The sequence below is a fragment of the Pseudoalteromonas rubra genome (assembly GCF_005887115.1).
Taxonomy (GTDB): Bacteria; Pseudomonadota; Gammaproteobacteria; order Enterobacterales; family Alteromonadaceae; genus Pseudoalteromonas; species Pseudoalteromonas rubra_F.
In genome coordinates, this window is the sequence record NZ_PNCJ01000046.1 from 12,890 (window position 1) to 36,472 (window position 23,583).

Consider the following 23,583-nt stretch of genomic DNA (forward strand, 5'->3'; position numbering starts at 1 on the left):
GGAGCGAATAATGGAGAAACTCACCGTTGGCCTGTTTACCTCTCATGATCTGATCAGCCGCTTTCTGATCCGCTTTAAAAACGCGTTACTTCTTACGGCCATAATGAGTGTTATCGCGTATTTTTGGTTTCAACATGTGCAGCAGACCGCGCACTATCAGCACCTGTTAGTCGAGCCGAAGACGGATGACCTGATTTTGATTGATCTGGGTCGTTTTGAGACCCAACGAGTCTATCAGGCCCAGTATCGGATCACTCAGGTCATAGCGACCACCGAAGATACCATTACGGTTAAACAAGGGCGTTACACCTATGGGCGAAAACGGGATGTAAAACGGGCGATCCAGTTGGATAATCTGATGCTGGACAAGTATTTTGACCCAGACCCAATTGAGTGGCCCAGAGATGCGCTGGCCAACTACTTTGAGCAAGGCGCGATCTACGCCATACACAGACCCAATGATATTTATGTTATGGGCGGAATAGTCAAGCCTCGTGTTATACCTCGCCTGCACACACCCCGAGCTAAACATCGACTCTCACCCGATAACCAACGCGGCATTGCGCATTATCAATTAGGTGAACTGTCTGAAGCGCGTGAAGCCTTTTCCAAGGCAGCAGAGCTGGGCGACCATTGGGGGCAATATAATCTGGCCACCATGCTACTCGCCGCGGAAGGCGGAGGTGCAGATACAGAGCAGGCAATCCAACTCCTTAATCAGGCAGCTGCACAGGGCAACCAAAAAGCAAAAGCACAGCTCAGTGAGTTATGTTCAAATACACTATCGTGTAACTAGCGGGCGATACTCGCCTGCTCTGAGCGACCGTGCTTTTGTCGGGCATAATCGTGAATAAACGCCTCAAATTGCGCTGTGCCTGATGGCTTCGCGTGTAAGAAGCCCTGTGTATAATCACACCCTAACTCCTGTAAAAAGCTCAGTTGTTCCGGTGTTTCAACCCCTTCCGCAATGACCTTCAAATGCAACTGTCCCGCCATCGAAATAATGGCACTCACCAATGCCCTGTCTTCTTCGTCATCAGGCAAATCACGAATAAAAGCACGGTCTATCTTCAGTTTAGATAAGGGGAAACGCTTCAGGTAACTCAGTGAAGAATACCCGGTGCCGAAATCATCAATCGCCAAACCCACGCCCATTGCACGCAGACTCTCAAGCTGCCGCTGAATATGACCAGAGTTATCGGCCAATACGGTTTCGGTGATCTCCAGCGTTAATGCATCGGCTGCTAAACCAGTTTCTTTGAGTACTTTGCCAACCAGGCTGGCAATGTCCTGACGCTTAAACTGTGTGCTTGAGACATTCACCGACACAAACAAAGGCTGACCAGTTTGCGTGATCCAGGACTTGGCCTGTGCACAAGCCTGATAAAGCACCCATTCACCAATGGTGATGATCAGCCCTAACTCTTCACAGATGGGCACAAAGTCTGCCGGTGAAACCTGCCCCAGCTGAGGGTTGTGCCACCTCAATAACGCTTCACACCCAAGTCGCTCCTGCCCGACGATCGGCTGATATGCAAGATACAGCTCGCGATTAGTCAGGGCACGATGCAGTGCCCCTTCCAGCGCACTGCGTGCTTTGGCATGCTCATGCATTGCGGAAGTGAAAAACTGAAAGCAATTACGGCCATGCTCTTTGGCCTTATACATGGCACTGTCGGCATTTCTGAGCAGCACTTTGCGGTCTGCACCATCATCAGGATAAAACGTAATGCCCATACTGCCTGACACAAATGCTTCATGACCTTCGAGAAAAAATGGCTCGCTCAGTGCATGCAGCACTTTGGTTGCAAGCTTTTCCATATCGCTGATTTTTTCCATATCGGGTAATAAGAGGGCAAACTCATCTCCCCCTAAGCGTGCCACGGTGTCTGAATTTCGGGTGCATTCGCGGATCCGGTTAGCCGCTTCAATGAGTAGCTGATCACCAATGTGATGCCCTAACGTGTCATTGACTGCCTTAAAGCGGTCCAGATCGATAAAACACACCGCCAGACGGGTTTGTTTTTGCTTAGCCTGCGCCAGCGCAAGGTCAAACTTAGTATGGTAATGATGGCGGTTGGCCAGACCGGTGAGGTTATCAAAGTTGGCTTGCTGCCACATCAACTGCTCATTGCGTTTGCGGGAGGTAATATCGTTAAACAGGGCCACATACATGTCGATTTCACCTGCGGCATCGAACACCGCCGATACCTGCAACCAGCTGGGATAAACTTCGCCGTTTTTACGCTTGTTCCAGATTTCCCCCTCCCAATGGCCCCGGGAAGTCAGGGCATCATATAACTGAGCGAAGTAGGCGGCATCATGTCGGCCCGAGTTAAATATCGATGGGGTATGACCCAGCACTTCTTGAGCTGTAAAGCCGGTGATATCTGTAAATGCCTGGTTGACCATCTGGATCTGATTATCACGGTTAGAGACCAACACCCCCTCGCTGGTTGTCGCAAAGACGGTACTGGCAAGTCGCTGCTCCTTCTCCCCGGCAAGACGCTTGCTGATATCCTGGATTAAATAAATCGACCCAGTTTCCACGCCGGCACTATCCAGCACAGCTGTCTTACTGATCTCGACATCCCGACGTTGACCTGCCAGTGTTACTTCACACTCGATGGGTTCTGCTCCAAGATTATCCAGACAGCTACACTCTTCCAGAATAAACCCAACAGGGCGTCCCTGTATGTTGCCTAAATCGCGCATAGCAGCCTGATTTGCCGAGACCACAACATTGCTTGAGTTAGTGTAAATAAGATAATCACCGATGGCGTTAAAAATGGCACTAAAGCGGTTTTTCTGTAACTCTGTGCGGCGTTTCGCACGTCGTAATCGCAGCGTAAACATCACTAACACCAAAATGGAACCGCCCAAAATGGCAATGACGCTGCCAAGCAAGATCAACTGGACCGTATTGGCGTCTTTGAGCTCCGCAGTTTGTAGTGCAACTTGCTGCTCCAGATTGGATTGATAGTGCCACAAATCTCGCTCTAGGGTGCGTTGTGCACTGATATCCTGGATCACCGATAACAGCAGCGGCAGACCTTCGTCACTGGTAAATGGTGCAGAATACACACTCACCGTTCTGACTTCAGCATTGGCGAGTTGATGCTGAAATATAAAATAATTGCGCCCTTCGCTCAGCGCAGACATCCGCTCCTGTTCCACCTGTTGAGGTGAAAACTGGTTGATCTGCTGGATCTGCATGTCTTCCAGTTGTGCCTGACTGTAACCATAGAACAAAGCAGCTGCTTCATTCGCTTGAACGATATTTCCAGTTTTAGGCTCAATGAGTAACATCACTGCACTATGTTGCTCAAACGCACTCATAGGCAAAACTTGCTGCGCCGCAGCGCTATTCACTGCAGGGCATAATAAGGCCAGAATGGCAATACATGAGCTGGCTATTGTGGTTGTTATTTTCAAGCCGCCTCCAAACAAATACTGCGCAATGCAACCGACTATAACTGAAAGCAAAAAGCAAAGATACATAGAGGATCCAGACTATTGCGCCGAATCAATTATTTCCACCGTTAGCATAATAGTAGTTAATAAAAGTGCGAAACACACTCAGGTGGCACTTTTTCATCTGCCGCGCGCAACGACGGTAAACCAAACCGGATAACCAAACGTAAATCTATGTTCTACATCTGGCGACTTGTTATACTAGCGCCATTGAATCAGTGCAGCCCTAGATAGTGATGAAATATAAAGATTTAAGAGAATTTATAGCTCTGCTGGAAAAGCAGGGTGAGCTGGTGCGGGTGAGCCAGCCCATTTCCACCAAGCTGGAGATGACCGAAATAGCAGACCGTACATTGCGCGCCGGCGGGCCCGCTATCTTGTTTGAAAATCCCATAGGCTTTGACATGCCTGTACTTGCTAACCTTTTTGGCACACCAAAACGTGTTGCCATGGGTATGGGTCAGGACGACGTGGAAGCGTTGCGCGAAGTCGGCAAACTACTGGCGTTTCTGAAAGAGCCTGAACCACCTAAAGGGATCAAAGAAGCACTGGGTCAAATCCCGGTATTCAAACAAGTACTCAATATGCCCACAAAGGAGCTCAAAAAAGCCCCCTGCCAACAGGTCGTACTGAGTGGCGATGAGGTCGATCTGACTCAGTTACCAATCCAGCATTGCTGGCCGGGTGATGCAGCCCCCTTGATCACCTGGGGCTTAACCGTCACCCGCGGACCCCACAAGAAGCGCCAGAATCTGGGCATTTATCGTCAGCAGCTGCTAGGTAAAAACAAGATCATCATGCGCTGGTTATCCCATCGCGGTGGGGCCCTGGACTTTCAGGAATGGTGTCAGCAAAACCCCGGTGAACCCTATCCGGTCTCAGTCGCCTTAGGTGCAGACCCCGCAACGATTTTGGGTGCCGTCACTCCAGTACCGGATACACTGAGCGAGTATGCCTTTGCAGGCCTGTTGCGTGGTAGTAAGACCGAAGTTGTCAAATCAGTGTCAAACGACCTGCAGGTACCCGCCACAGCGGAAATCATTCTGGAGGGGTATATTCAACCAGGTGAAACCGCACCGGAAGGCCCTTATGGTGATCATACCGGTTACTATAATGAGGTTGATGACTTTCCAGTGATGACAGTCACCCACATCACGCATCGCGACAACCCTATTTATCACAGTACCTATACCGGCAGACCGCCCGATGAACCTGCCATTCTGGGCGTTGCACTCAATGAAGTCTTTGTGCCTATTTTACAAAAGCAGTTCCCGGAAATTGTCGACTTCTACCTGCCACCAGAGGGATGCTCCTACCGGATGGCCGTAGTTACCATGAAGAAGCAGTATCCTGGTCATGCAAAGCGCGTAATGCTGGGCGTGTGGTCATTCCTGCGCCAGTTTATGTATACCAAGTTTGTCATAGTGTGCGACGACGACGTCAATGCCAGAGACTGGAATGACGTGATCTGGGCCATTACGACCCGTATGGATCCGGCTCGGGATACCACTATGATAGAAAACACGCCTATCGATTATCTCGATTTTGCCTCTCCTGTGTCTGGGCTTGGTTCCAAAATGGGCATGGATGCAACAAACAAATGGCCGGGCGAAACCGATCGAGAATGGGGTGAGCCCATCGTCATGGATGACGCGACGAAACAGCGTGTCGATGAGATCTGGGACAGCCTCAAAATCATTAAATCGTAATGAATAAGACAGACTTTTTTCTGTCTTTCTGATGATAGCGACACGGGAAACTGTCTGTCTCGGTGTGAAAGCGGTTACAGGGCAATCGCGAGTGTGCTAAAGTGCACACACTTTCACCACCGTGCTTATTTTCTAAGGTAAAAAATGCAAGTACTCAAAGCCACAGTGGCCGAGATTTCGCCACTGACTGAATACGTATCTAAAGTTGTCTTAACACCCGAGCAGGATGCCGAATTTGCTGCTGGCCACTACCTGCAATTAGTACTTGGTGAAAAAGACAAACGCGCATTCTCAATCGCCAGTAGTCCGTCGAAGAAGAATGCGCTGGAGCTTCACATAGGCGCATCTGGCGCAGATTCCTATGCCATGCAGGCGCTGGATCATTTAAAAGCAGCACACAGTAACCAGGCACAGGTCGATTTAGAAGTCGGATTGGGTGTTTCGCAAATTCGCCCTGAACAGGCGCGTCCACTGGTTCTGCTGGCAGGCGGCACCGGTTTTTCCTATGTTAAATCTATGGCCGACCATCTGGCGGAAATTAACTATGACCAGCCAGTCTTGTTCTACTGGGGTGTCAAAGAAGAATCAGCACTGTATGCCAAGGCTGAAATGGAAGCCTGGGCAAACAGCCGGGCAAACTTCCAGTTTATTCCTGTGGTAGAGCATGCATCAGAGACTTGGACAGGCCACACCGGTTATGTGCACCAGGCGGTGATGAAGGACATTGTCTCTTTGGAACCATACAGTGTTTATATGGCCGGTCGTTTTGACATGATTGGCATCGTACGTGATGACTTCATCAACCATGGCGCGCAACGCGAATTTATGTTCGCCGACGCGTTTACATTTATTAAATAATGCACCGGATGCGCGGTCGCCCGATCGCGCACCCATCAAAAAAACCAATCATTGTGATACAAATAATCCATTTTTAAAATACGTTTTGTTTATCCATACTGGAACTGTCACTTAACAGGAGAACCCACATGGCTAAACAATTTATCTCGGACATCATGTCTACCCAGTTTCCACTGATCACACCCGATACTGAAATCACCGACGCCATTGTACAGCTCGAAAAATTCGCCCTATTCGGTGCACCGGTACAGGATCATACAGGTAAATTAGTGGGCTTTATTTCCGAACAACAATTGCTGGCCCCACTACTGCAAAGTAGTTATTTCTGTGATGGCGCCACCGCAGTTGGCCAATTGATGCGCAAAGAGACCTTATCGGTCAGCAAAACCACCACAGTGGTAGATTTAGCCACGCAGATGCAGCAGAACAAACCCAAGATTTATCCGGTTATCGATAACGACAAGGTGATAGCAGTGGTGACCCGCAGTCAGGTGCTCAATGCACTAAAAGAAAACTACTTGAGCTGCTCAGCACACTGAGCAGCTGGTAATTAAGAGGAATAGCGCCAGTTAGGCATATTTTTGTAACAGCGCCTGCTTATCCGAGTCACTTAAGAAAGCAATCTCAACTGCATTGGCCTGTGCCTGTCTGATATCAGCGTCACTGAGACCAGCCAGTGGCGCGGCCTGTTCAAACTCGTTGTCCAGCTCCACCCCTTGTACCGCCGGGTCATCTGTATTAATTGTCGCCAGAATACCATGATCTAAGAATTGCTTGAGTGGGTGAGTTTCAATGCTCGCGACAGTGCTGGTTTGCAAGTTGCTGGTCAGGCAAGACTCAATGCCGATACGATTGTCGCGCAGATAATCCATCAGCTTAGGATCTTCAATGGCTTTTACGCCATGGCCAATGCGCGTCGCTCCCAGCTCGTTGATCGCCTGCCACATACTGCTTGCACCTTCCGCCTCACCTGCGTGAATGGTCACGCCCAGATAGGCATCACGGACTTGTTTAAAATGGTCGTTAAACAACTTACCCGGAAAACCGATTTCATCACCGGCCAGATCAATGGCGACCAAATCATTTTTAAACGCCAACAGGGCATCGAGTTCGTATTGGCATTTTTCAACGCCAAAGGTACGCGACATAATACCAATCAGATTGACCTTAATATCACGCCCCAGAGTAGCCGATTTAATTCCGTCAACCACCGCCTCCACCACACCTTGCGGATGTAAACCATGAGTTTTGGCCATATAGTAAGGGCTAAAACGCAGCTCTGTGTAATCCATCTTCTGAGCAATGGCATCTTCGACATTTTCAACTGCAATACGACGACAAGCATCGTAATCACCCAGCACCTTGACACCCCAGTCTAGTTTTGCCAGAAAAGCCATCAGGTTTGGGGCGTTATCGAGTACCTGGACATGTGGCCTCAGACCTTCTACATCGTGTGCTGGCAGCGGCATATTGAACTTCTGACCAAGGTCCAAAATGGTCTCAGGACGTACATTACCGTCTAAGTGACGGTGTAAATCAAGTAAAGGTAGTTTGGTATTGATCATAAGGCACTCGGATTGCAGATAAAATTTTTCAGATCATACGCAGCCTAAGTGTAGATTCAAGGACAAATATCCGCAAAGTCGATTATTTATACCAATCCACATTCATATGTAATCATCCCAATGGACAACTGCTTTTGCTACCGATTTTAAAAGTTGTTATTGAGCGCGCACCTAGCGCGTTGTCCCGAGGTTTTCTCAGGTCAGGATAGGTGAGCTGATGGGTGCCAGAGCAAAAAACCGGCCTGACGACCGGTGTTTTGCCTGTATAAGTGATTTACTGGGTGGCCAGCAGGTAGGCCTTATCAAATTGCCCCGTTTTAGCATAGGCCTGTTCGGCTTGTTGCTGCCACAGCCCTTGCCAGGGTGATTGAGCCAGCGTATCGAAAATCTTAGCAGCCAACTCATGCTCCCCTTGTGCATTGGCCAGACACGCCAGGCAGAACAGCAGTTCAGGCTGATCTGGCTGTTTCTTTAACGCAGCCTGGATCAGTTTACGCAATTCAGGGTCCGAACTGGCGGCGTACTGTAACGCCTCTGCCAGTTGCTGATATTGACCTTTTTTTAGATATTTCAGTAAGTCACCACGCACAGCATCAAACTGGCCATGACGCAGCGCTTGTTGGGTCAGCGCTGGCGCTGCTAAAGGCCGCAGCGCTTTAGGCAGTGCATTAAACGTGGCCTGCGCCGTACTGTCATCGATTGCAAACAAGGCGTGCAGATACGCTTTCCAGCGCGACTCTGACCAGTCCAGCTGTTTGTACTTTTGCTGGAGCAATGCCAGTGCTTGTTCACTCTGTCCGGCCTGGATCAAAGCCTCAAGATAGCTTGCCACCACACTGTCAGACACTTTTTTATCGGTCATCTGTGCCCCTAGCAGGGTCAAGGCCTGCTCACCCTGATTGGCTGCCAGCCAAAGTTTGGCAACCTGCCCTTGCGACTGGGGAGACATTGCCTGTAGATCTGCCAATGCCTGCGTCGGCTGCTGCTGTTGCAACGCAACCCGAGCCGCCATCGCGCGCTGCTGATCCTGCCAATGAATGGGCAAATCACTTATCGCCAGGGCTTGCTGCAATTGCCCGTCATCGCCATTAATACATGCCCAGACAGCGGCTTCCAGTGCTTGCTGTTGACGTTTATTTTTGCGCCCTTTCAGCCAGCCACGGCTGCGGGCGAAGGTCCGCCAAAGTGCACCAAGTAAGTTCAGCACCAAAGCACCGAGCAGCACAGCAAAAATTCCAATAACGGCAAGTGCAAACAGTGAGGTCTCTATGGTGTGGTTGTTCACTGCAATCAGCAAATAGCCTTTTTCGTCGATCAACAAATGGCCGGCTGCCAGCACGCCCAGAAGCACTAAAACAGAGATCAGTGTGCGTGTCATTGTAACCACTCCTTCACGGCCTGAGAGGTTTGCAACTCAAGGGCTGCTGGCGCTGCAAACTCTTTACGTTGCAGTGCTTTCAGGCCAGCCTGCATTGCCACTACCGCACTGTCTTCAGTCCGATAGTAACGCGCTAAGGTCGCGCCCGCCCCTTCCAGTGCAGTGAAGTAAATACTCTGCTGTTGCTGCATCAATGCCGTCTGGGCCTGACGCAGATAACTACTCAGCTGAGCACGAATAAGCTGTTGTTCCTCGGTATCTAACAGCGGATCAATAACAGGCTTATCATGACTGCGTACCTTTATGAACTGATCCTGGATTTTTAACCAGGAGCGCCAGGCATTGGCCTTCCAGTCACTCACCTGCTCCGTCAGTTCGCTTTGCTCAGATTGCTGCTCCGCTGGTTTAGTCATGATCTGTAATGGTAAGTCATCTGCCTGAGCCACATAGCCGTGCAGGTCCAGATACAGCGCTTCCAGCTGAGGTTTGGGCTGGGCATGCAACAGCGCCAGATCGGCAGCAATGGCTGTTTGCACCGCCGATGAATTGCTCTGCTCACGCATTAAATCGTTCAGACGAGTCAAGGTCGCAGCTGCAGCCAGGTAGTGCTTTTGGATATTGGCCTGAAACTCCGCAGTGCGTATCAAAGCGGTTATTTCCGCTTTTTGGGCACCACCCAGTTGCTGTTTGGCTGCCTGCAGTGTGCTCTGTAAGCGTCGCTCAAGCTCTTGAGTTTGCGCGTTAAGTTGCTGTGCAACCTGCTGCTCACGGTCAGTCACCTCGCCACGCAGTGCGGCAAGTGCTTGTTTACTGGCCGCCAATTCTGTAAGTAACTGCTGATTATCACTACTCAGTTGTGCCAGCGTTTGCTGGTATTGATGCAGCTGCTGCTGCCCCAGATAATACACCCCCCCCGCGCCGGTACCGGAAGCCAATGCGACCAATAAAGCCAAAACAGCCGTTTTACTGATTTTTCCGGACGCATTGACGGTTTTCGTTGTTTTGCCCGAAGACTGAGGGCCTGAGTGACTTTGTTGTTGTTCTGTCATAGTTCCACCTTGGCGGGGCTGATTGTCCATAATACAGGCCAGTAACGCATCGTTATCTGCTCCTGCACTGATGGCGATTTGTTTGTCCTCAATCGCGTATTGTTCGCGAAGGTATTCTGCACTGCGTTGACTAACCAGATAAAACCGGCGGCTGCTCAGCCAGTTTAGTAATTCGCTCTGCTGAGTATTGAAGATGGCGTCAATGGCTGCATTGCTGGTGATCACTATACCGTCTATGCCCAGCCTTTGCCAGTGGTCCAACCAGATATCAGACCCTGTTGCAGCCGGGATCCGCTCATAGACTACGCAATGCGATACCAGCGCACCACGCTGTTTGAGCATCTTACTGATCAGTGTGCGACCACCTCGTCCCTTGACCACCACAACCCGCTTGTCTTCAACCTGTTGTAGTGCCGCTAAGGCAAGTAAACCCTCAGAGTCATGCTGCTGAGGCACACAAGCCTGACGATTAAAGCACGCTTCGATGGCTGCGGCGGTCTTTTCGCCCACCGCGAAAAACTGACAGTCGGCAGAGAAGTCGGGCTGATGCTGTGCCAGATAGTGCACCGCATCCTGAGATATGAAAATGAGTAGATCAGCATCTGTGACGGGAGCCAGTTCAGTATCACTGACCGGCAGTTTTACCAGCTCCAGCACGGGGGTGCAGTCACAACTGATCCCCTGTGCTTCGAGCTGATCGGCAAGCAGTGTTCCTTTGCCCGCCGGACGTGTGATGGCTAGTTTCACATTAGTTGTCCCGGTAAACCTCAGCCAAAATTTGGTCCGCACCTTGCGCCAGCAAAGACTCAGCCAGGCGGATCCCCAGCTGCTCAGCGTCGGCGACCGGACCGCTTTGCTCCCCTCGCAGTATCTGGCTGCCATCGACCGCGCCCACCAGACCACGCAAGGTCAATTGTTCACCGTCAATTTCGGCATACGCACCAATAGGCACCTGACATCCCCCTTCCAGGCGACGATTCATGGCCCGCTCAGCCAACACACGCATGCGCGTTGCACTATGCTCAAGGGGAGCCAGCCAGGCCTGAACCTGCGCATCGTCACTTCGACATTCAATGCCTACGGCACCCTGGCCATTCGCGGGTAGCGAATCTTCAACCGTAACAAAACTGGCGATCCGCTCAGCCATTTCCAGTCTGATCAATCCCGCAGCAGCCAGAATAATGGCATCGAATTCACCGGCATCCAGTTTGGCCAGGCGCGTATTCACATTACCGCGTAAGTCTTTGATCACCAGATCTGGACGTACTGCACGGATCTGACATTGACGGCGTAAACTCGATGTCCCCACAACAGCACCTGCCGGTAACTCTGCCAGCGATTGATAGTTATTTGAGACAAACGCATCGCGGGGATCTTCGCGTTCACAAATGGTATGTAGTTCAAGCCCGTCAGGAAACTCTACAGGCACATCTTTCATCGAATGTACCGCGATATCCGCACGCCCTTCCAGCATAGCCTGCTCGAGCTCTTTGACGAACAAGCCCTTACCACCAATCTTAGCCAGTGGCGTATCTAAAATCTTATCGCCTTTGGTCGACATAGGAACCAGTTCGACTTCCAGATCGGCGTGAAACTTTTCCAGTTCGGCTTTCACAAACTCGGCCTGCCACAGGGCCAGCGCACTTTTTCTTGTTGCGATACGCAACACATTCTTTTTCGTCGTCATGCTTTACTCAGTTTGCTCGCTATTGAGCGGTTGCAATAATTCTAAAGGTTTTCTGTGCCAACAGCCGGTCATCAGCGGTGATCGCTTCAATCCGCCACTGGCCACTTTGGCTTGGCATAATATTTTTGCTGGAGTAGGTCCGATGCCGATAGGCACTGATAGGCAGCTCAATTTCAGCCATCAACTGATCCTGATGAAACCACAGGTGCCGTATAGTTTGTCCCTGCAACCCACGCACTTCGGTAAAGAAATATAACTTCTCCGAAAAGGCACTTTGCTCAACACTGTCTTTGAGTACGTTGACCGGCTCCCGATCTACAACCTCGGTAGTCAGCACAGCACGACTCACATGAGTGGTGTCGACTTGAGCAGCCATGGCCACACTCGCAACTCGGGCGTCTTCAGCAAACCGTTTGCTCGTCTCGCTGTCACGACCATTGTCAGGATCATCCACTTGTAAGTCCGCACTCGCCACCGCGAATTCATCTTTCAGCTCAACAGACTCTGACTCAACAGCCGCAATTGCCGCCGCTTCTGACTCAGTTGCACTAACAAGCTCCTCGGTCGGGTGGGCCACCAGCTCGGTGAGCGATTCTTCCGAGGCAGGCTGAACGTTTTCAACAGATGCAACAAGCGCCATATCTGTAACAGACATATCCTCTGCAATGACGTCAGACACACTGTTTGCAGGCTCCGGGCCCTGATACGCACCTACCACTTCGACAGGCTGTTCGTCTGCACTCACCGAATTCACTATCCCATAAAACGTGGCAGCTAAGCCAATTGCAGCCACGCTACCAACCGCACCAATGCGGCGCCAATGATATTGGTAGGTGACGGGCCTTGCCGGGACCTCGTTTGCTTTGGTTACTGCGGTTTTAATCACAATGCGTTGTGTCATGGGTGTTCACTCTGTTGTCACGTTAGCCTGGCCAGTAACCAGGTGCGGATTGCCTCCAGCTCTTCCTGGCAAACCTGATGCTGCATCGGGTAATCCTGCCAGCTAACTTCGTAGCCTTGAGCGTGTAAGGTGTCAAAGGCCTGCCGTCCAGCCACCATAGGAACCACAGGATCCAGGCTGCCATGGGCCATAAACACATTCAGGTCGCTCTGCACCGCTTCCTGTGCCAGTTTATCTGGCGCACACATATAGCACGACAGGGCCATCACGCCACCTAACCGCACTTTTAAACGCGGCGCCAGGTGCAATGCCATGACCCCACCTTGTGAGAATCCAGCCAGAATAATACGCTCTGGTGGTATGCCAGCGTCCAACTCAGTTTCAATCAGTGCCTGAACCAGCTTCGCAGAGTCTCTCACACCCGCTTCGTCGGCTCTTTTATCCAGATCAAAAGATTTGATGTCATACCAGGAGCGCATCACCATACCATTATTCACGGTCACTGGCTGCTCTGGCGCGTGCGGGAAAATAAACCGCACACCCAGCTCGGCGGGTAGCCTTAACTCAGGTGCGATCGGTAAGAAGCCCTCTCCGGAATCGCCCAGACCATGTAACCAAATCACGCTTGCCCTGTGGGTTCCCTGGGCCGGGTACTCTACAAATGACAGCATCAGTCGTGCTGCCACTCTATGGTCTGACCCGCCTGGCGGGTTGCTGCATCGCTCATAAACTGCCAGAACTCGGCACCACTGCGGTTATCTATCCACTGCGTATCGCGCAGCTCAAAATGATGCCCGTTAAACTTAGTTGCAACCCACACCTGGTGCAGTGGAGCTTGCTTGTTAATCACTATTTTGCTGCGGTCCGGGAAAATGATCTCCAGGATCCCGGATGCCGATTCATAATCCAGGTCAACCTCACAGTCGTCAATTTGCTCCTCAATGGTCAACATTAACGCGTCGGCTAACTCGTGATACTCATGATCTGTCATAGCTTGATCCTTACTGTGCAAACCCCGAAAGTCCGCTACTTTAGCGCAATTAAATTTACTTTCTAAGCTGCTTTTTTTACCAATTCTGTTACTCTGCGATTATAAAGGCACTGACATCATTAATCTAATGAAAGCGACATACACTCAATTTAGCCTATTTACCCTGATCTTGACCAGCCTCTTGCTGCTAAGTGCATGCGGTCAGAGTGGGCCTCTATATTTACCTGAACAACGCCCCCAACCGACCAATGCGCCCGAGCAAACGCCTCAGCCTGCTCAGGATACCGCACCGTCTGAGGACGATGATACGAAACAGGAGTCGTAAATGGATTTCTTTCACTACCAGGATAATCAGCTGCATGCAGAGCAGGTCGCCATTCGGGACATCGCCGAGCACTATGGCACGCCCTGCTATGTGTATTCTCGAAAGACGCTGGAGCGCCACTACCACGCGTTCACCGACGCGGCCGCAGGGCACCCACATTTGGTCTGCTATGCTGTCAAAGCAAACAGCAACATCGCGGTACTGAATGTACTGGCAAGGCTGGGTGCCGGGTTTGACATAGTCTCGCAAGGCGAGTTAGCTCGGGTGCTCAAAGCTGGCGGCGATCCGGCCAAAATCGTGTTTTCCGGCGTAGCAAAAACCGCCCAGGAAATCGCTTTTGCACTCAAAACCGGCATTAAGTGTTTTAATGTCGAATCCGAAGCGGAATTACGTCGTATCAGTCAAGTGGCCAGTGAACTCGAATTGCTCGCGCCGATTTCAATTCGGGTCAATCCGGATATAGATGCCAAAACACATCCTTATATTTCGACCGGGCTAAAAGAAAACAAATTCGGTATTGATATTAAAGAAGCCTTCAATGTCTATCAGCTTGCCTGTGCTTTGCCCGGCATTGATGTTGTGGGTATTGATTTTCACATTGGCTCCCAGCTCACCGAAGTCACTCCGTTTATTGCTGCTCTGGATAAAGTGCTTGCACTGGTAGAGACACTCGCATCGGCGGGCATTACGCTCAGGCATCTGGATATTGGCGGCGGTCTGGGCGTGCCCTATGACAGCGAAAAGCCACCCCACCCCAGTGCCTATGCCGCTGAGGTTAAAGCCCGGCTCGCCGAGTACCAACATCTGGAACTGATCTTTGAGCCAGGCCGTGCTATTGCCGCAAATGCCGGGATCCTGGTTACCAAAGTTGAATACCTTAAACCAACCAAAGACAAGCACTTTGCCATTGTTGACGCCGGCATGAATGACATGTTGCGCCCTTCTCTGTATCAGGCGTGGCAACAGATCATTGCGGTCACACCCCGCCAGGATGATACGCCACTGCATACCTATGATGTTGTAGGGCCCGTGTGCGAGACAGGGGATTTTATAGGTAAAGATCGGCCGCTGGCGATTCAGCCTGGCGACTTGTTGGCCCAACGAGGAGCTGGTGCCTATGGCTTTACCATGAGCTCTAATTACAACTCACGCCCGCGTATTGCTGAAATCATGGTCGATGGAGACAGCTGTCACCTGATCCGCGCAAGAGAGACGCTGGAATCCTTGTGGCAAGGCGAGCAAGTGCTTCCGTAATGACGCGCGGCATGGCAAAGTAAGGTTATCACAATCATAAAATAGGTGCGGTACCTGCTGGCCACCGGCACCAAATATAGATAAGGCTTTATGTTTGTAAATTTTTCTAAGATGCATGGTTTAGGCAATGATTTTGTGGTCGTTGATAATGTGACCCAGAATGTTTTTTTGTCACGCGACCAGATCCGTAAACTGGCACACCGTAATTTTGGCATCGGCTTTGACCAGCTGTTACTGGTTGAGCCGCCCTACTCACCTGATCTGGATTTTCATTATCGGATCTTCAATGCCGACGGTACCGAAGTAGAACAGTGCGGTAATGGCGCTCGCTGTTTTGCGCGCTTTGTCCGCATGAAAGGCCTGACCAATAAGCATAAAGTGAGTGTGTCTACCAAAGGTGGCAATATTACCCTGTTCACCGAAAAAGACGGCCAGGTTACGGTCAATATGGGCAAACCCGAATTTGCACCAACGCAAATCCCATTCAAAGCAAAGCAACAGGAGCAAACCTATATTCTGCGTGCACAGGAACACACCGTCTTCTGCGGCGTCGTCTCTATGGGTAATCCGCATTGTGTGATTGAGGTTGAGGATATCGACCAGGCAGAGGTTAACACGCTTGGCCCTCTGCTTGAGCAACATGAACGTTTTCCAAAACGTGCTAATATTGGTTTTATGCAAATTATCAACCGAGAGCACATTAAATTGCGAGTCTGGGAGCGAGGTGCAGCTGAAACATTAGCCTGCGGCAGCGGTGCATGTGCCGCAGCAGTCGTCGGTATTGCTCAGGATAAACTTGCCAGCACCGTGCGGGTCGACTTACCAGGTGGAAGCATTCAGGTGCGCTGGAATGGCCCGGGCCAGAGCGTCAAGATGACCGGCCCTGCGGAACACGTATTCGACGGACAAATCGCCTTATGAGTAATGACGCAGGCTCGCTGACACCTCAGCAGGTGCAGGAGTTTCTTCATCACCACCCCGAGTTTTTGCTGCAACACCCTTACCTGTTGCTTGAGCTCAATCTACACAACGATTCTCAGGGGGCGCCTAATCTGGCTTTATTACAGCAACGCACGTTGCGTGAGCGCAACCAGCAACTTGAAAAACAGATCGCACAGATGGTTGCGCATGCTAATGAGAATGAACAGATTTATCGCCTGTTCAGTGAGTGCCAGCGTCGCCTGTGGCAGTGTCAGGATGTGTCTTCCCTGACCGATTTACTGAGTCATGAGTTGACTCAATTACCTAAAGTCAGTCATTGTCAGCTGATCAATTTACAAGCAGACAATGAGCAGGTGCGTGCCGTCAGCGCATTGCAACGCAGTCGGCTCAAAGATTCGAGCTGTTATCTGGGTCGCCTGAGTCAGGCCGAGCGTACCGGGCTGGTAAAAGACGCTCAGTGTCAGTCCTTTGCGTTATATACATTAGGTGATAGTGAAACTCCTAAAGCTCTGTTGTTGTTCGCCAGCCACTGCGCCGATCACTTTGCACCAGGTAACGGCGACCTGTTCGTCAGCGAGCTGGTGACTTCACTAACACTGCGATTACACCATCTGGCATGAGCAAACCGCATCTCGATGTGAACCCAAATGACCTCGGTCCGGGCTGGCTGGAGCCGATAGAGGACTTTGCCGCTTATCTACAGTTTGAACGTCAGTACTCTATACATACACTGGGCCAGTATCGACGCCAGCTATTGCAGGCCGCCGCTTTTTTTGCACCCCATTGTGATCACTGGCTGGCAGTCAGTAGTGAGCTGGTCAGGCGCTATTCGATGCAACTGCGTACCCGGCAATATAACCCGCGCAGTATCAATCTGAAACTCAGCTGTGTACGCAGCTTGTATAAGTTTTTGCAGCACAAGCACCTGGCACACACCGACACGCCGAATCCGGCTCAGGGCTTACGCGGTCCTAAATTTCAAAAGCCCCTGCCAAAGAGCCTGGATGTCGACCAAATGGCGCAGCTTTTGGATATTCAGGACGATGATGTTCTGGCACTGCGTGACAAAGCCATTATGGAGCTGATGTACTCCAGCGGACTGCGTGTCAGTGAGCTGGTTAATGCCAATCTTCACGACATCCGTGATGGCGAAATCCGGGTGCTGGGTAAGGGTAATAAAGAACGGATCGTACCGGTTGGCACCAAAGCGTTGGAGGCCATCGCTCTTTGGCTCAAACATCGCCCTCAGTTTGCCACGGCAGAGGAGCCCGCGTTGTTTGTCAGTAAGCGCAAAACCCGTATTTCAGCGCGCCATGTGCGTGCCAGAATGCAGGAATGGGGGATCCGTCAGGGGATCTCAGGCACCATTCATCCTCACAAACTGCGCCATTCCTTTGCCACCCATTTACTCGAATCCAGTGGTGACCTGCGGGCCATTCAGGAAATGTTAGGTCACGCCAGTTTGTCCGCCACACAGGTTTATACTCATGTTGATTTTGGCCATCTTGCCAAAGTGTATGACAACGCCCACCCCAGAGCACGCAAACAGCGTAAAGACTGAGTAGGTCTTTGGCCATTAATTAGGTAAACTCTGGCAAACTTTCAACAAAGAGACGTGTTATGCGATTTAACCGTGCCATTGATGAAATCCAGGTTCTGAGCTTCGACCTGGATGATACTTTGTATAACAACCACCCAGTCATCGCCGCTGCGGTTCAGGCCATGAACGACTACGTCGATGCATTAGCGCCCTGGCGTGCTCAGGGGCCAGAATTTTGGCTCAAATGCCGTAAACAGGTTGCACTTCAGCACCCTGAATTGACCAATGACGTTACCCGCTGGCGTCAGGTGGCATTGCGCTATGGTTTGCAGCAAGTCGGCTTCAGCCCAGCAGACACAGAGGCACATGCCGAAGCCGCCTACCAGGCGTTTGCAACAGCACGCAGTCAGATTGTCGTTGATGACTCTGTGCTTAATCTGCTGGCAAGCCTGAGAACACGGTTCAGGCTGATCGCCATCACCAATGGCAATGTCGAAGTCGAGCGATTTAACCTTGCAGGTCAGTTTGAGCAGGTACTGATGGCCGGCAGAGATGGCCGCGCCAAACCCCATGCAGATCTGTTTGACGTGGCCTGTCAATACTGCAAGGTGGCACCTCACCAGCTACTGCATATTGGTGATAGCCTGGATACCGACGTACAAGGTGCAAACCTGGCGGGTTGCCGCAGCGTGTGGCTCAATAACCAGGGCATCAAATATCGTTATCAGGGGCTGGCGGATATAGAAATTCGCGATATTCATACCCTGTCGTTATTACTGGCTTAGCGCTCGCCGGTCGTTGCTCCTGCAGCCACAGGTGACCCCACTTCTGTTGCAAACTTTTAACAAATCACGTACTAATAAGACTTTCGTATAATAAAAAAACAATCGGAAGTCTATTATGTCATCGCAGGATACTCATCTTGATACGGGGTTTTTTGGCCACCCGAAAGGCTTATCTACGCTTTATTTCACTGAAATGTGGGAGCGAATGAGCTACTACGGCATGCGCGCACTCTTGGTGCTTTTTATGACCGCCTCTTTACAAGAAGAGGGCCTTGAGTTCACCGTTGCAGCGGCTGCCGCTATCTACGGATTATACACAGGTGCGGTGTATTTTCTGGGGTTGCCCGGAGGCTGGATAGCGGACCGCCTGCTGGGTGGTCAACGCACAGTCTGGTATGGCGGTATCATCATTATGTGCGGCCATATTGTACTGGCGATTCCAGCCCATGAAACCTTTTTTATCGGTCTGATCCTGGTTGCAGCGGGTACCGGCCTGCTGAAGCCGAATATCAGCGCTATGGTTGGTCAGCTGTATCGCGATGAAGATGAGCGTCGTGACGGAGGCTATGCCTTGTATTACATGGGGATCAATGTGGGCTCCGTACTAGGTTACACCATCTGCGGGTACTTTATGGAAAACCTGGGCTGGCACTGGGCATTTGGTGCCGCCGCAGTCGGCATGGGCGTTGGCCTGATCCAATATCGTAAAACACTGGGTTATATCGCACATGTTGGCGATAAACCCAGCAACCCGCTGCCTCCAGAGAAAGCCCGCAAAGCCTGGTCAGTCATCATTGCCGTTATCGCCGCCGTTGCCGGTGTGGTGGCACTGACCTACACAGGTGTGCTGGTCATCAATCCGGTTGTTGTCGCCCAGTACGTCGCAATCGCTTTTACCCTTATCTTTTTGGCCTATTACGGATTTATTTATTTTGCGGGCAATCTGGAGCATGATGAAAAGCGCAAGATGTGGGCACTGTTCCTGGTCTGCGTAGCCTCAGCCTGTTTCTGGTCAGGGTTTGAGCAAGCCGGGTCTTCATTGAATCTGTTTGCCAGAGATTATACCGACCGACTGCTTGGCGGGTTTACGATTCCAACAGCCTGGTTTCAGTCTACTAACTCCTTTTTTATCATTGTACTGTCTCCCTTTTTCGCCGCACTGTGGATCAACCTGGCAAAACGCATGATCTCGCCCTCATATACAGTAAAATGCGCGATTGGCCTGGTGATCATGGCCAGCGGTTTTATTGTTATGTTTTTTGCAGCCCAATATGCGGCTCAAGGGCTCAAAGTTGCACCTATGTGGCTGGTAACCACCTACTTCCTGCATACCGTCGGTGAACTATGCCTGAGCCCGGTGGCTTTGAGTGCGGTGAGTAAACTGTCTCCTAAGCGATTTGCCGGCCAGATGATGGGGGTGTTCGTTTTAACTTACTCAATAGGCAACATCATCTCCGGCTTGCTGGCCGGAAACTTCGACCCGGAAAACGTCGATCAAATGCCAAACTTATATCTGCAAATTAGTCTGTTTTGTATCGGCGTGGGGATCCTGGTTGGCCTGTTTGGCTTGCGTGCCAAAATCTGGGAAGGCCAGAGCCCGCAGCAAACAGCATAAAAATACCGAGCCGATCCTTGATCGGCTCTACCTACTACAGCTTTTTAAACTCACAAACCAAAAAGCATAAGTGAGCATTAATACTATCGATTAAACTGTAACGTACCGCCGACGACCTTATCATTTTCTACAAAAAAGTGTCCATACCATTTACTATGCTCCACTGTCAGCACATCGTCCGCTATTTCACTTGATGAGAATTTAAGGTCAGACACCGGAACTTGATACTTTAAACCACCGAACTGCCATGGCTGTAAGGCAAATAATGTATTCACTTGCCACATCAGAGCATTTCTTACTCTAATCGGCTCAAGCAATGTCATTTCCTTTACCTCTGCGTTCGCACTGAGTGTAATGGCCTGACCACAACCTGTTAGGTAGGTAATGTGGCCTGACTCAGATATCAACCTGATTAACGCACCCTGGTGATTTTCTATGAATGGCATAACTTGCTCATTGTTCAGGCAATGTGTGTAGGACCAGCGACGGCTTAGTTCAGGCAGCTTACCTATCTGTAAGCCCTCTAGCCGGATTGCGCTTCCCTCATCCGAGGTTTTAACGACTGAGGAGGATACCTCATTGAAGTGTTCCGCTAATTCTGACATCTGCGCTTTGGTGAACTCAGCATGACTGATATCAGTTATTCGATGGCTTGCGAAGTGCAAGTCAACACCTGTCGGAGACAGCTCAACCAAGTTATTGATGGCCGTTGGCAACAGGTTTTTGGCGTACTGATACCCTGCCAGTTTTCCATCGATAAAAAACAGCATGTAATTGCGTCCCACAGATGCCAACCGGATACCATCCTCAAGCTGCCATACCAAACTAAAGCGACCAACCATACGCTCTGCATCTTCAAAGTGAGTTCCAAAGTCGACTCCAAAAATACTCTCTGAGGAGATCATTTTTGATGCGACATTTAATCTCTTTTTGCTGGGCATGGAGATTTTTGAAGACATCTCAATGGCTGCTGTTAGTTTTTTCTTTGGCGCAAAGCGAGCATCCAACTCTTCTCCTTTGGAGATAATAAACTGGTCATTACACTTAGTTACGGCCTTTGCCGAAAAACGTCCAATGACTCTCGCCTCGTTAATCAAAGAGTTCTGCAACAGCTCACGTTTAAAAGCCATAGAACGCACCTGGATGCCACTTGGGTAACTATCTAGTTGCGGTTGCAGCTGCTCAAATATCGCATCTCTGATGGCGTAAGTGATCTCTTCAACAGCCTGGCCATGACGCTGCGTTAAGCCTAGCTCAATAGATATTTCATCTTTTGTTTCGTCTAAATCGCAGTCGCTGGTGATAGAAAATATAGGTGAAGCGGCACTGTGCATTGCGCACACGGTCAACATGGTACAAAGCATCTGTTTGTAAAAAGACATTGATAATCCTTCAATAAAGTTATTAAACTCATTGCAACTAGAACAGATAACCACTGAATGTGCAACATAACAAATGAGCAAAATCGCAATCACTGGCGCAACCGGATTACTGGGGCGCGCACTTGTAAAAGTATTAAAAACGCAGCACACAATCATAGAATGTGGCTTTCGTCGTGCCACTGCTCAACAGGTCGCACTCGACTTATCAGATAGGGTTGCAGTCAACACCTTCCTGGATGAATACGCGCCAGATGTGCTCATCCATGCTGCCGCAGAGCGCAAGCCAGATGTCTGTGAAAACGACCACGCACAAACACTCGCGCTGAATGTCGCAGCCAGTGACCATCTGGCAAAGCAGTGCGCTCAGCGTGGCATCAGATTGTTTTTCATCAGCACCGATTATGTTTTTGATGGCACACAGCCTCCTTACATCGAACAAGCCAAGACCAATCCGCTCAACTTTTACGGCCAGAGCAAACAACAAGCTGAGCAGGCCGTACTTGCGAGCGATGCCACACATAGCGTTATCCGGGTGCCGGTCCTGTATGGCGATGTCGAATACCTTTCAGAATCCGCGGTGACCGTGATCGCCGAACAACTAAAGTCTGACCCAAACAGTGCCCATGACAACTGGGCGATCCGCTATCCGACTCATGTTGAGGACATAGCCCTGACTTTGGCAGATCTGATTGCATTGCCAAAAGCGCAATTGGGAGGGGTTTATCATGTGTCAGATACTCAGGCACTGACCAAGTATCAGATGGCCCTGACTATTGCATCCGTGCTGGGATTAGAAGGGGCCAGTATTGTCGCTTTGCCAGAGCCCACACACAGCGCGGCTCGTCCCCATAACTGTGCTCTTAAAGATACCCGTTTGCATACACTGGGCATTGCACACCGACGAGATTTTGCTGGTGCGATAGCTGCCGTGCTTAGCCAGCATGTGCAGGGGTAATACATCATGCGGGTGAACACTGCGCTTCTGACCCTTTCTTTGGCACTCAATGCCTATCTGGGCTGGCAGCTGTACCATTCATCGACAGCAGTCCCCCCCGCAGAGGTGCCTCCAGCACCCGCCCCGACTTTACACGCCAGCTCAGACCAGATGCCCGCGTCACTTACCCTGGCCCAGCAGGCATTTCAGCAGGGTCGCTATGAGCAGGCGCTGGCCTATCTGTTACAAACACATCAGACACACCCCGGGGCAACGTCCCATCATGTCAAACAATGGTGGCAATGGATTAGTGCTCAGCGGGATCAAGCCAGCGAGACCCAATTATTTGCCCAGTTAGCTCTGGTGCAGGGTTACCTTCGAGTCGACCCACAGGCACTTGTGGCACAGCACCTTGAAATTCGCCTTTATCAGTCCCTGCAGCAGCCCGATGAAGCGCTCATACGACTGATGGTCGCCTATCGAAGCAACCCTTCGTACTCTCACTGGCAAACTCTGATTGATGACTTACTCGTACCGCGCCTGATTGAGCTGAATCAGCAGCAGAAGTGGCATGAACTACTGATGCTTGCAGCGCCCTGGTACGATGAGGAACCGCACATGCTGGCGTTACTGACACACCAGATAGAAGCGCACCTAGCATTGTTACAACCTTCCGAAGCCCTCTTTTTGATTGCACAGGCAAACGACACTTTGCGCCATCATCAGGAGGTAGAAGCGCTTTACAATCAGGCTCTGGCACTACAACAGGGTGTAACGCATGTGCCGCTGCGCCGCCTCGGCAGTCACTTTGTGCTTGAAGCTCAACTCGCTGGCAGCACCATTGAGCTGATGATCGACACCGGGGCCAGCGTGACTTCACTGACCCAGCAGCAATTTGCCGCATTGGATCAGGCAGTTGAATACCTTGATACCAGAACAGTGTCCACGGCCAACGGCCTGGCTAATGTGGAGTTCTATCAAAGTGAGCACATGCAGGTTGGTGACCAGATCAGAGGCCCCATGCAGTTTGCAGTCATGAGTGAGATGCGTGCGGGACCAGGGCTACTGGGCATGAACTTCCTGCGCCACTTTGATTTTGACATAGACCAGCACAATGCTGTGCTGATTTTGCGTCCTCGCAATCAACCTTGATATACTGGGTCTTTGCTCTCAAGCTATCACGATTATGCAGCC

At 50.7% G+C, this 23,583-nt stretch carries 22 protein-coding genes; 13 read left to right on the forward strand and 9 right to left on the reverse strand.

Annotated elements, in window-relative coordinates:
• Positions 1–10 precede the first annotated feature (10 nt).
• Positions 11–796 (forward strand): tetratricopeptide repeat protein, encoded by a 786-nt coding sequence (locus CWB98_RS21105; RefSeq protein WP_138546614.1) that lies wholly within the window; start codon positions 11–13, stop codon positions 794–796.
• Here the strand turns inward: CWB98_RS21105 and CWB98_RS21110 are convergent.
• Positions 793–3,435: a sensor domain-containing protein gene (locus tag CWB98_RS21110; RefSeq protein WP_138546615.1), complete on the reverse strand. Its 2,643-nt coding sequence runs from the start codon at positions 3,433–3,435 to the stop codon at positions 793–795. The genes CWB98_RS21105 and CWB98_RS21110 overlap by 4 nt on opposite strands.
• A gap of 275 nt (positions 3,436–3,710) precedes the next feature.
• Here CWB98_RS21110 and ubiD point away from each other — a divergent pair, with 275 nt between their 5' ends.
• The 3 genes from ubiD (at position 3,711) to CWB98_RS21125 (ending at position 6,580) form a co-directional block, all read left to right on the forward strand.
• Complete coding sequence (ubiD, locus tag CWB98_RS21115; protein WP_138546616.1) at positions 3,711–5,183, forward strand: 4-hydroxy-3-polyprenylbenzoate decarboxylase; 1,473 nt, start codon at positions 3,711–3,713, stop codon at positions 5,181–5,183.
• 144 nt (positions 5,184–5,327) lie between these two features.
• Positions 5,328–6,041: an NAD(P)H-flavin reductase gene (fre, locus tag CWB98_RS21120; protein WP_138546617.1), complete on the forward strand. Its 714-nt coding sequence runs from the start codon at positions 5,328–5,330 to the stop codon at positions 6,039–6,041.
• Positions 6,042–6,169: 128 nt separating this feature from the next.
• On the forward strand, positions 6,170–6,580 hold the full coding sequence (locus tag CWB98_RS21125; protein WP_138546618.1) for a CBS domain-containing protein: 411 nt from the start codon (positions 6,170–6,172) through the stop codon (positions 6,578–6,580).
• Between the two features lie 30 nt (positions 6,581–6,610).
• On the opposite strand, the gene add is transcribed toward CWB98_RS21125, so the two are convergent.
• The 7 genes from add to cyaY all read right to left on the reverse strand — a co-directional run bounded on the left by add (position 6,611) and on the right by cyaY (position 13,612).
• On the reverse strand, positions 6,611–7,606 hold the full coding sequence (gene add, locus CWB98_RS21130) for an adenosine deaminase (RefSeq protein ID WP_138546619.1): 996 nt from the start codon (positions 7,604–7,606) through the stop codon (positions 6,611–6,613).
• Between the two features lie 274 nt (positions 7,607–7,880).
• On the reverse strand, positions 7,881–8,984 hold the full coding sequence (locus CWB98_RS21135; RefSeq protein ID WP_138546620.1) for a heme biosynthesis HemY N-terminal domain-containing protein: 1,104 nt from the start codon (positions 8,982–8,984) through the stop codon (positions 7,881–7,883).
• The gene (locus CWB98_RS21140) at positions 8,981–10,780 is read right to left on the reverse strand and encodes a uroporphyrinogen-III C-methyltransferase (protein ID WP_171045714.1); all 1,800 of its coding nucleotides are present in this window, start codon (positions 10,778–10,780) and stop codon (positions 8,981–8,983) included. Before CWB98_RS21140 ends, CWB98_RS21135 begins: the two co-directional genes overlap by 4 nt.
• 1 nt (position 10,781) lies before the next feature.
• The gene (gene hemC / locus CWB98_RS21145; RefSeq protein WP_138546622.1) at positions 10,782–11,720 is read right to left on the reverse strand and encodes a hydroxymethylbilane synthase; all 939 of its coding nucleotides are present in this window, start codon (positions 11,718–11,720) and stop codon (positions 10,782–10,784) included.
• 19 nt (positions 11,721–11,739) lie between these two features.
• Complete coding sequence (locus CWB98_RS21150) at positions 11,740–12,621, reverse strand: DUF2914 domain-containing protein (protein ID WP_138546623.1); 882 nt, start codon at positions 12,619–12,621, stop codon at positions 11,740–11,742.
• Positions 12,622–12,638: 17 nt separating this feature from the next.
• The gene (locus tag CWB98_RS21155; RefSeq protein WP_138546624.1) at positions 12,639–13,292 is read right to left on the reverse strand and encodes an alpha/beta hydrolase; all 654 of its coding nucleotides are present in this window, start codon (positions 13,290–13,292) and stop codon (positions 12,639–12,641) included.
• Complete coding sequence (cyaY, locus tag CWB98_RS21160) at positions 13,292–13,612, reverse strand: iron donor protein CyaY (RefSeq protein ID WP_010387071.1); 321 nt, start codon at positions 13,610–13,612, stop codon at positions 13,292–13,294. The genes CWB98_RS21155 and cyaY overlap by 1 nt, the downstream gene beginning before the upstream one ends.
• Positions 13,613–13,739: 127 nt before the next feature.
• Here cyaY and lptM point away from each other — a divergent pair, with 127 nt between their 5' ends.
• From lptM to CWB98_RS21195, 7 genes are all read left to right on the forward strand, one after another.
• On the forward strand, positions 13,740–13,937 hold the full coding sequence (gene lptM / locus CWB98_RS21165; RefSeq protein ID WP_138546625.1) for an LPS translocon maturation chaperone LptM: 198 nt from the start codon (positions 13,740–13,742) through the stop codon (positions 13,935–13,937).
• Entirely contained in the window at positions 13,938–15,191 is a 1,254-nt protein-coding gene (gene lysA, locus CWB98_RS21170) for a diaminopimelate decarboxylase (protein WP_138546626.1), read from the forward strand. It begins immediately after the preceding gene.
• Positions 15,192–15,281: 90 nt separating this feature from the next.
• Positions 15,282–16,112 carry a diaminopimelate epimerase gene (gene dapF, locus CWB98_RS21175; RefSeq protein WP_138546627.1) on the forward strand — a complete coding sequence of 277 codons (831 nt, stop codon included), beginning with the start codon at positions 15,282–15,284 and terminating at the stop codon, positions 16,110–16,112.
• Entirely contained in the window at positions 16,109–16,753 is a 645-nt protein-coding gene (locus CWB98_RS21180; RefSeq protein WP_138546628.1) for a DUF484 family protein, read from the forward strand. Before dapF ends, CWB98_RS21180 begins: the two co-directional genes overlap by 4 nt.
• The gene (gene xerC, locus CWB98_RS21185; RefSeq protein ID WP_138546629.1) at positions 16,750–17,694 is read left to right on the forward strand and encodes a tyrosine recombinase XerC; all 945 of its coding nucleotides are present in this window, start codon (positions 16,750–16,752) and stop codon (positions 17,692–17,694) included. The genes CWB98_RS21180 and xerC overlap by 4 nt, the downstream gene beginning before the upstream one ends.
• A gap of 59 nt (positions 17,695–17,753) precedes the next feature.
• Positions 17,754–18,458, forward strand: a complete 705-nt coding sequence (locus CWB98_RS21190) for an HAD-IA family hydrolase (RefSeq protein ID WP_138546630.1) — start codon at positions 17,754–17,756, stop codon at positions 18,456–18,458.
• 115 nt (positions 18,459–18,573) lie between these two features.
• On the forward strand, positions 18,574–20,073 hold the full coding sequence (locus CWB98_RS21195; RefSeq protein ID WP_138546631.1) for a peptide MFS transporter: 1,500 nt from the start codon (positions 18,574–18,576) through the stop codon (positions 20,071–20,073).
• Between the two features lie 83 nt (positions 20,074–20,156).
• On the opposite strand, the gene CWB98_RS21200 is transcribed toward CWB98_RS21195, so the two are convergent.
• On the reverse strand, positions 20,157–21,455 hold the full coding sequence (locus CWB98_RS21200; RefSeq protein WP_138546632.1) for a hypothetical protein: 1,299 nt from the start codon (positions 21,453–21,455) through the stop codon (positions 20,157–20,159).
• 73 nt (positions 21,456–21,528) lie between these two features.
• Here CWB98_RS21200 and CWB98_RS21205 point away from each other — a divergent pair, with 73 nt between their 5' ends.
• Both CWB98_RS21205 and CWB98_RS21210 read left to right on the forward strand, forming a co-directional pair.
• Complete coding sequence (locus CWB98_RS21205) at positions 21,529–22,410, forward strand: dTDP-4-dehydrorhamnose reductase family protein (protein WP_138546633.1); 882 nt, start codon at positions 21,529–21,531, stop codon at positions 22,408–22,410.
• A 6-nt stretch (positions 22,411–22,416) separates the two neighbouring features.
• A complete protein-coding gene (locus CWB98_RS21210; protein ID WP_138546634.1) occupies positions 22,417–23,541 on the forward strand; it encodes a retropepsin-like aspartic protease in 1,125 nt (374 codons plus the stop codon).
• Positions 23,542–23,583 lie beyond the last annotated feature (42 nt).

What these genes read in the sequence shown, in the direction of transcription:
- dapF (WP_138546627.1), top strand. Translation starts at nt 15,282, where the DNA reads ATGTTTGTAAATTTTTCTAAGATGCATGGTTTAGGCAATGATTTTGTG.
- CWB98_RS21180 (WP_138546628.1), top strand. Translation starts at nt 16,109, where the DNA reads ATGAGTAATGACGCAGGCTCGCTGACACCTCAGCAGGTGCAGGAGTTT.
- CWB98_RS21195 (WP_138546631.1), top strand. Translation starts at nt 18,574, where the DNA reads ATGTCATCGCAGGATACTCATCTTGATACGGGGTTTTTTGGCCACCCG.
- CWB98_RS21150 (WP_138546623.1), bottom strand. Translation starts at nt 12,621, where the DNA reads ATGACACAACGCATTGTGATTAAAACCGCAGTAACCAAAGCAAACGAG.
- ubiD (WP_138546616.1), top strand. Translation starts at nt 3,711, where the DNA reads ATGAAATATAAAGATTTAAGAGAATTTATAGCTCTGCTGGAAAAGCAG.
- lysA (WP_138546626.1), top strand. Translation starts at nt 13,938, where the DNA reads ATGGATTTCTTTCACTACCAGGATAATCAGCTGCATGCAGAGCAGGTC.
- CWB98_RS21105 (WP_138546614.1), top strand. Translation starts at nt 11, where the DNA reads ATGGAGAAACTCACCGTTGGCCTGTTTACCTCTCATGATCTGATCAGC.
- lptM (WP_138546625.1), top strand. Translation starts at nt 13,740, where the DNA reads ATGAAAGCGACATACACTCAATTTAGCCTATTTACCCTGATCTTGACC.
- CWB98_RS21125 (WP_138546618.1), top strand. Translation starts at nt 6,170, where the DNA reads ATGGCTAAACAATTTATCTCGGACATCATGTCTACCCAGTTTCCACTG.
- xerC (WP_138546629.1), top strand. Translation starts at nt 16,750, where the DNA reads ATGAGCAAACCGCATCTCGATGTGAACCCAAATGACCTCGGTCCGGGC.
- cyaY (WP_010387071.1), bottom strand. Translation starts at nt 13,612, where the DNA reads ATGACAGATCATGAGTATCACGAGTTAGCCGACGCGTTAATGTTGACC.
- fre (WP_138546617.1), top strand. Translation starts at nt 5,328, where the DNA reads ATGCAAGTACTCAAAGCCACAGTGGCCGAGATTTCGCCACTGACTGAA.
- hemC (WP_138546622.1), bottom strand. Translation starts at nt 11,720, where the DNA reads ATGACGACGAAAAAGAATGTGTTGCGTATCGCAACAAGAAAAAGTGCG.
- CWB98_RS21200 (WP_138546632.1), bottom strand. Translation starts at nt 21,455, where the DNA reads ATGTCTTTTTACAAACAGATGCTTTGTACCATGTTGACCGTGTGCGCA.
- CWB98_RS21205 (WP_138546633.1), top strand. Translation starts at nt 21,529, where the DNA reads ATGAGCAAAATCGCAATCACTGGCGCAACCGGATTACTGGGGCGCGCA.
- CWB98_RS21155 (WP_138546624.1), bottom strand. Translation starts at nt 13,292, where the DNA reads ATGCTGTCATTTGTAGAGTACCCGGCCCAGGGAACCCACAGGGCAAGC.
- CWB98_RS21135 (WP_138546620.1), bottom strand. Translation starts at nt 8,984, where the DNA reads ATGACACGCACACTGATCTCTGTTTTAGTGCTTCTGGGCGTGCTGGCA.
- CWB98_RS21190 (WP_138546630.1), top strand. Translation starts at nt 17,754, where the DNA reads ATGCGATTTAACCGTGCCATTGATGAAATCCAGGTTCTGAGCTTCGAC.
- CWB98_RS21210 (WP_138546634.1), top strand. Translation starts at nt 22,417, where the DNA reads ATGCGGGTGAACACTGCGCTTCTGACCCTTTCTTTGGCACTCAATGCC.
- add (WP_138546619.1), bottom strand. Translation starts at nt 7,606, where the DNA reads ATGATCAATACCAAACTACCTTTACTTGATTTACACCGTCACTTAGAC.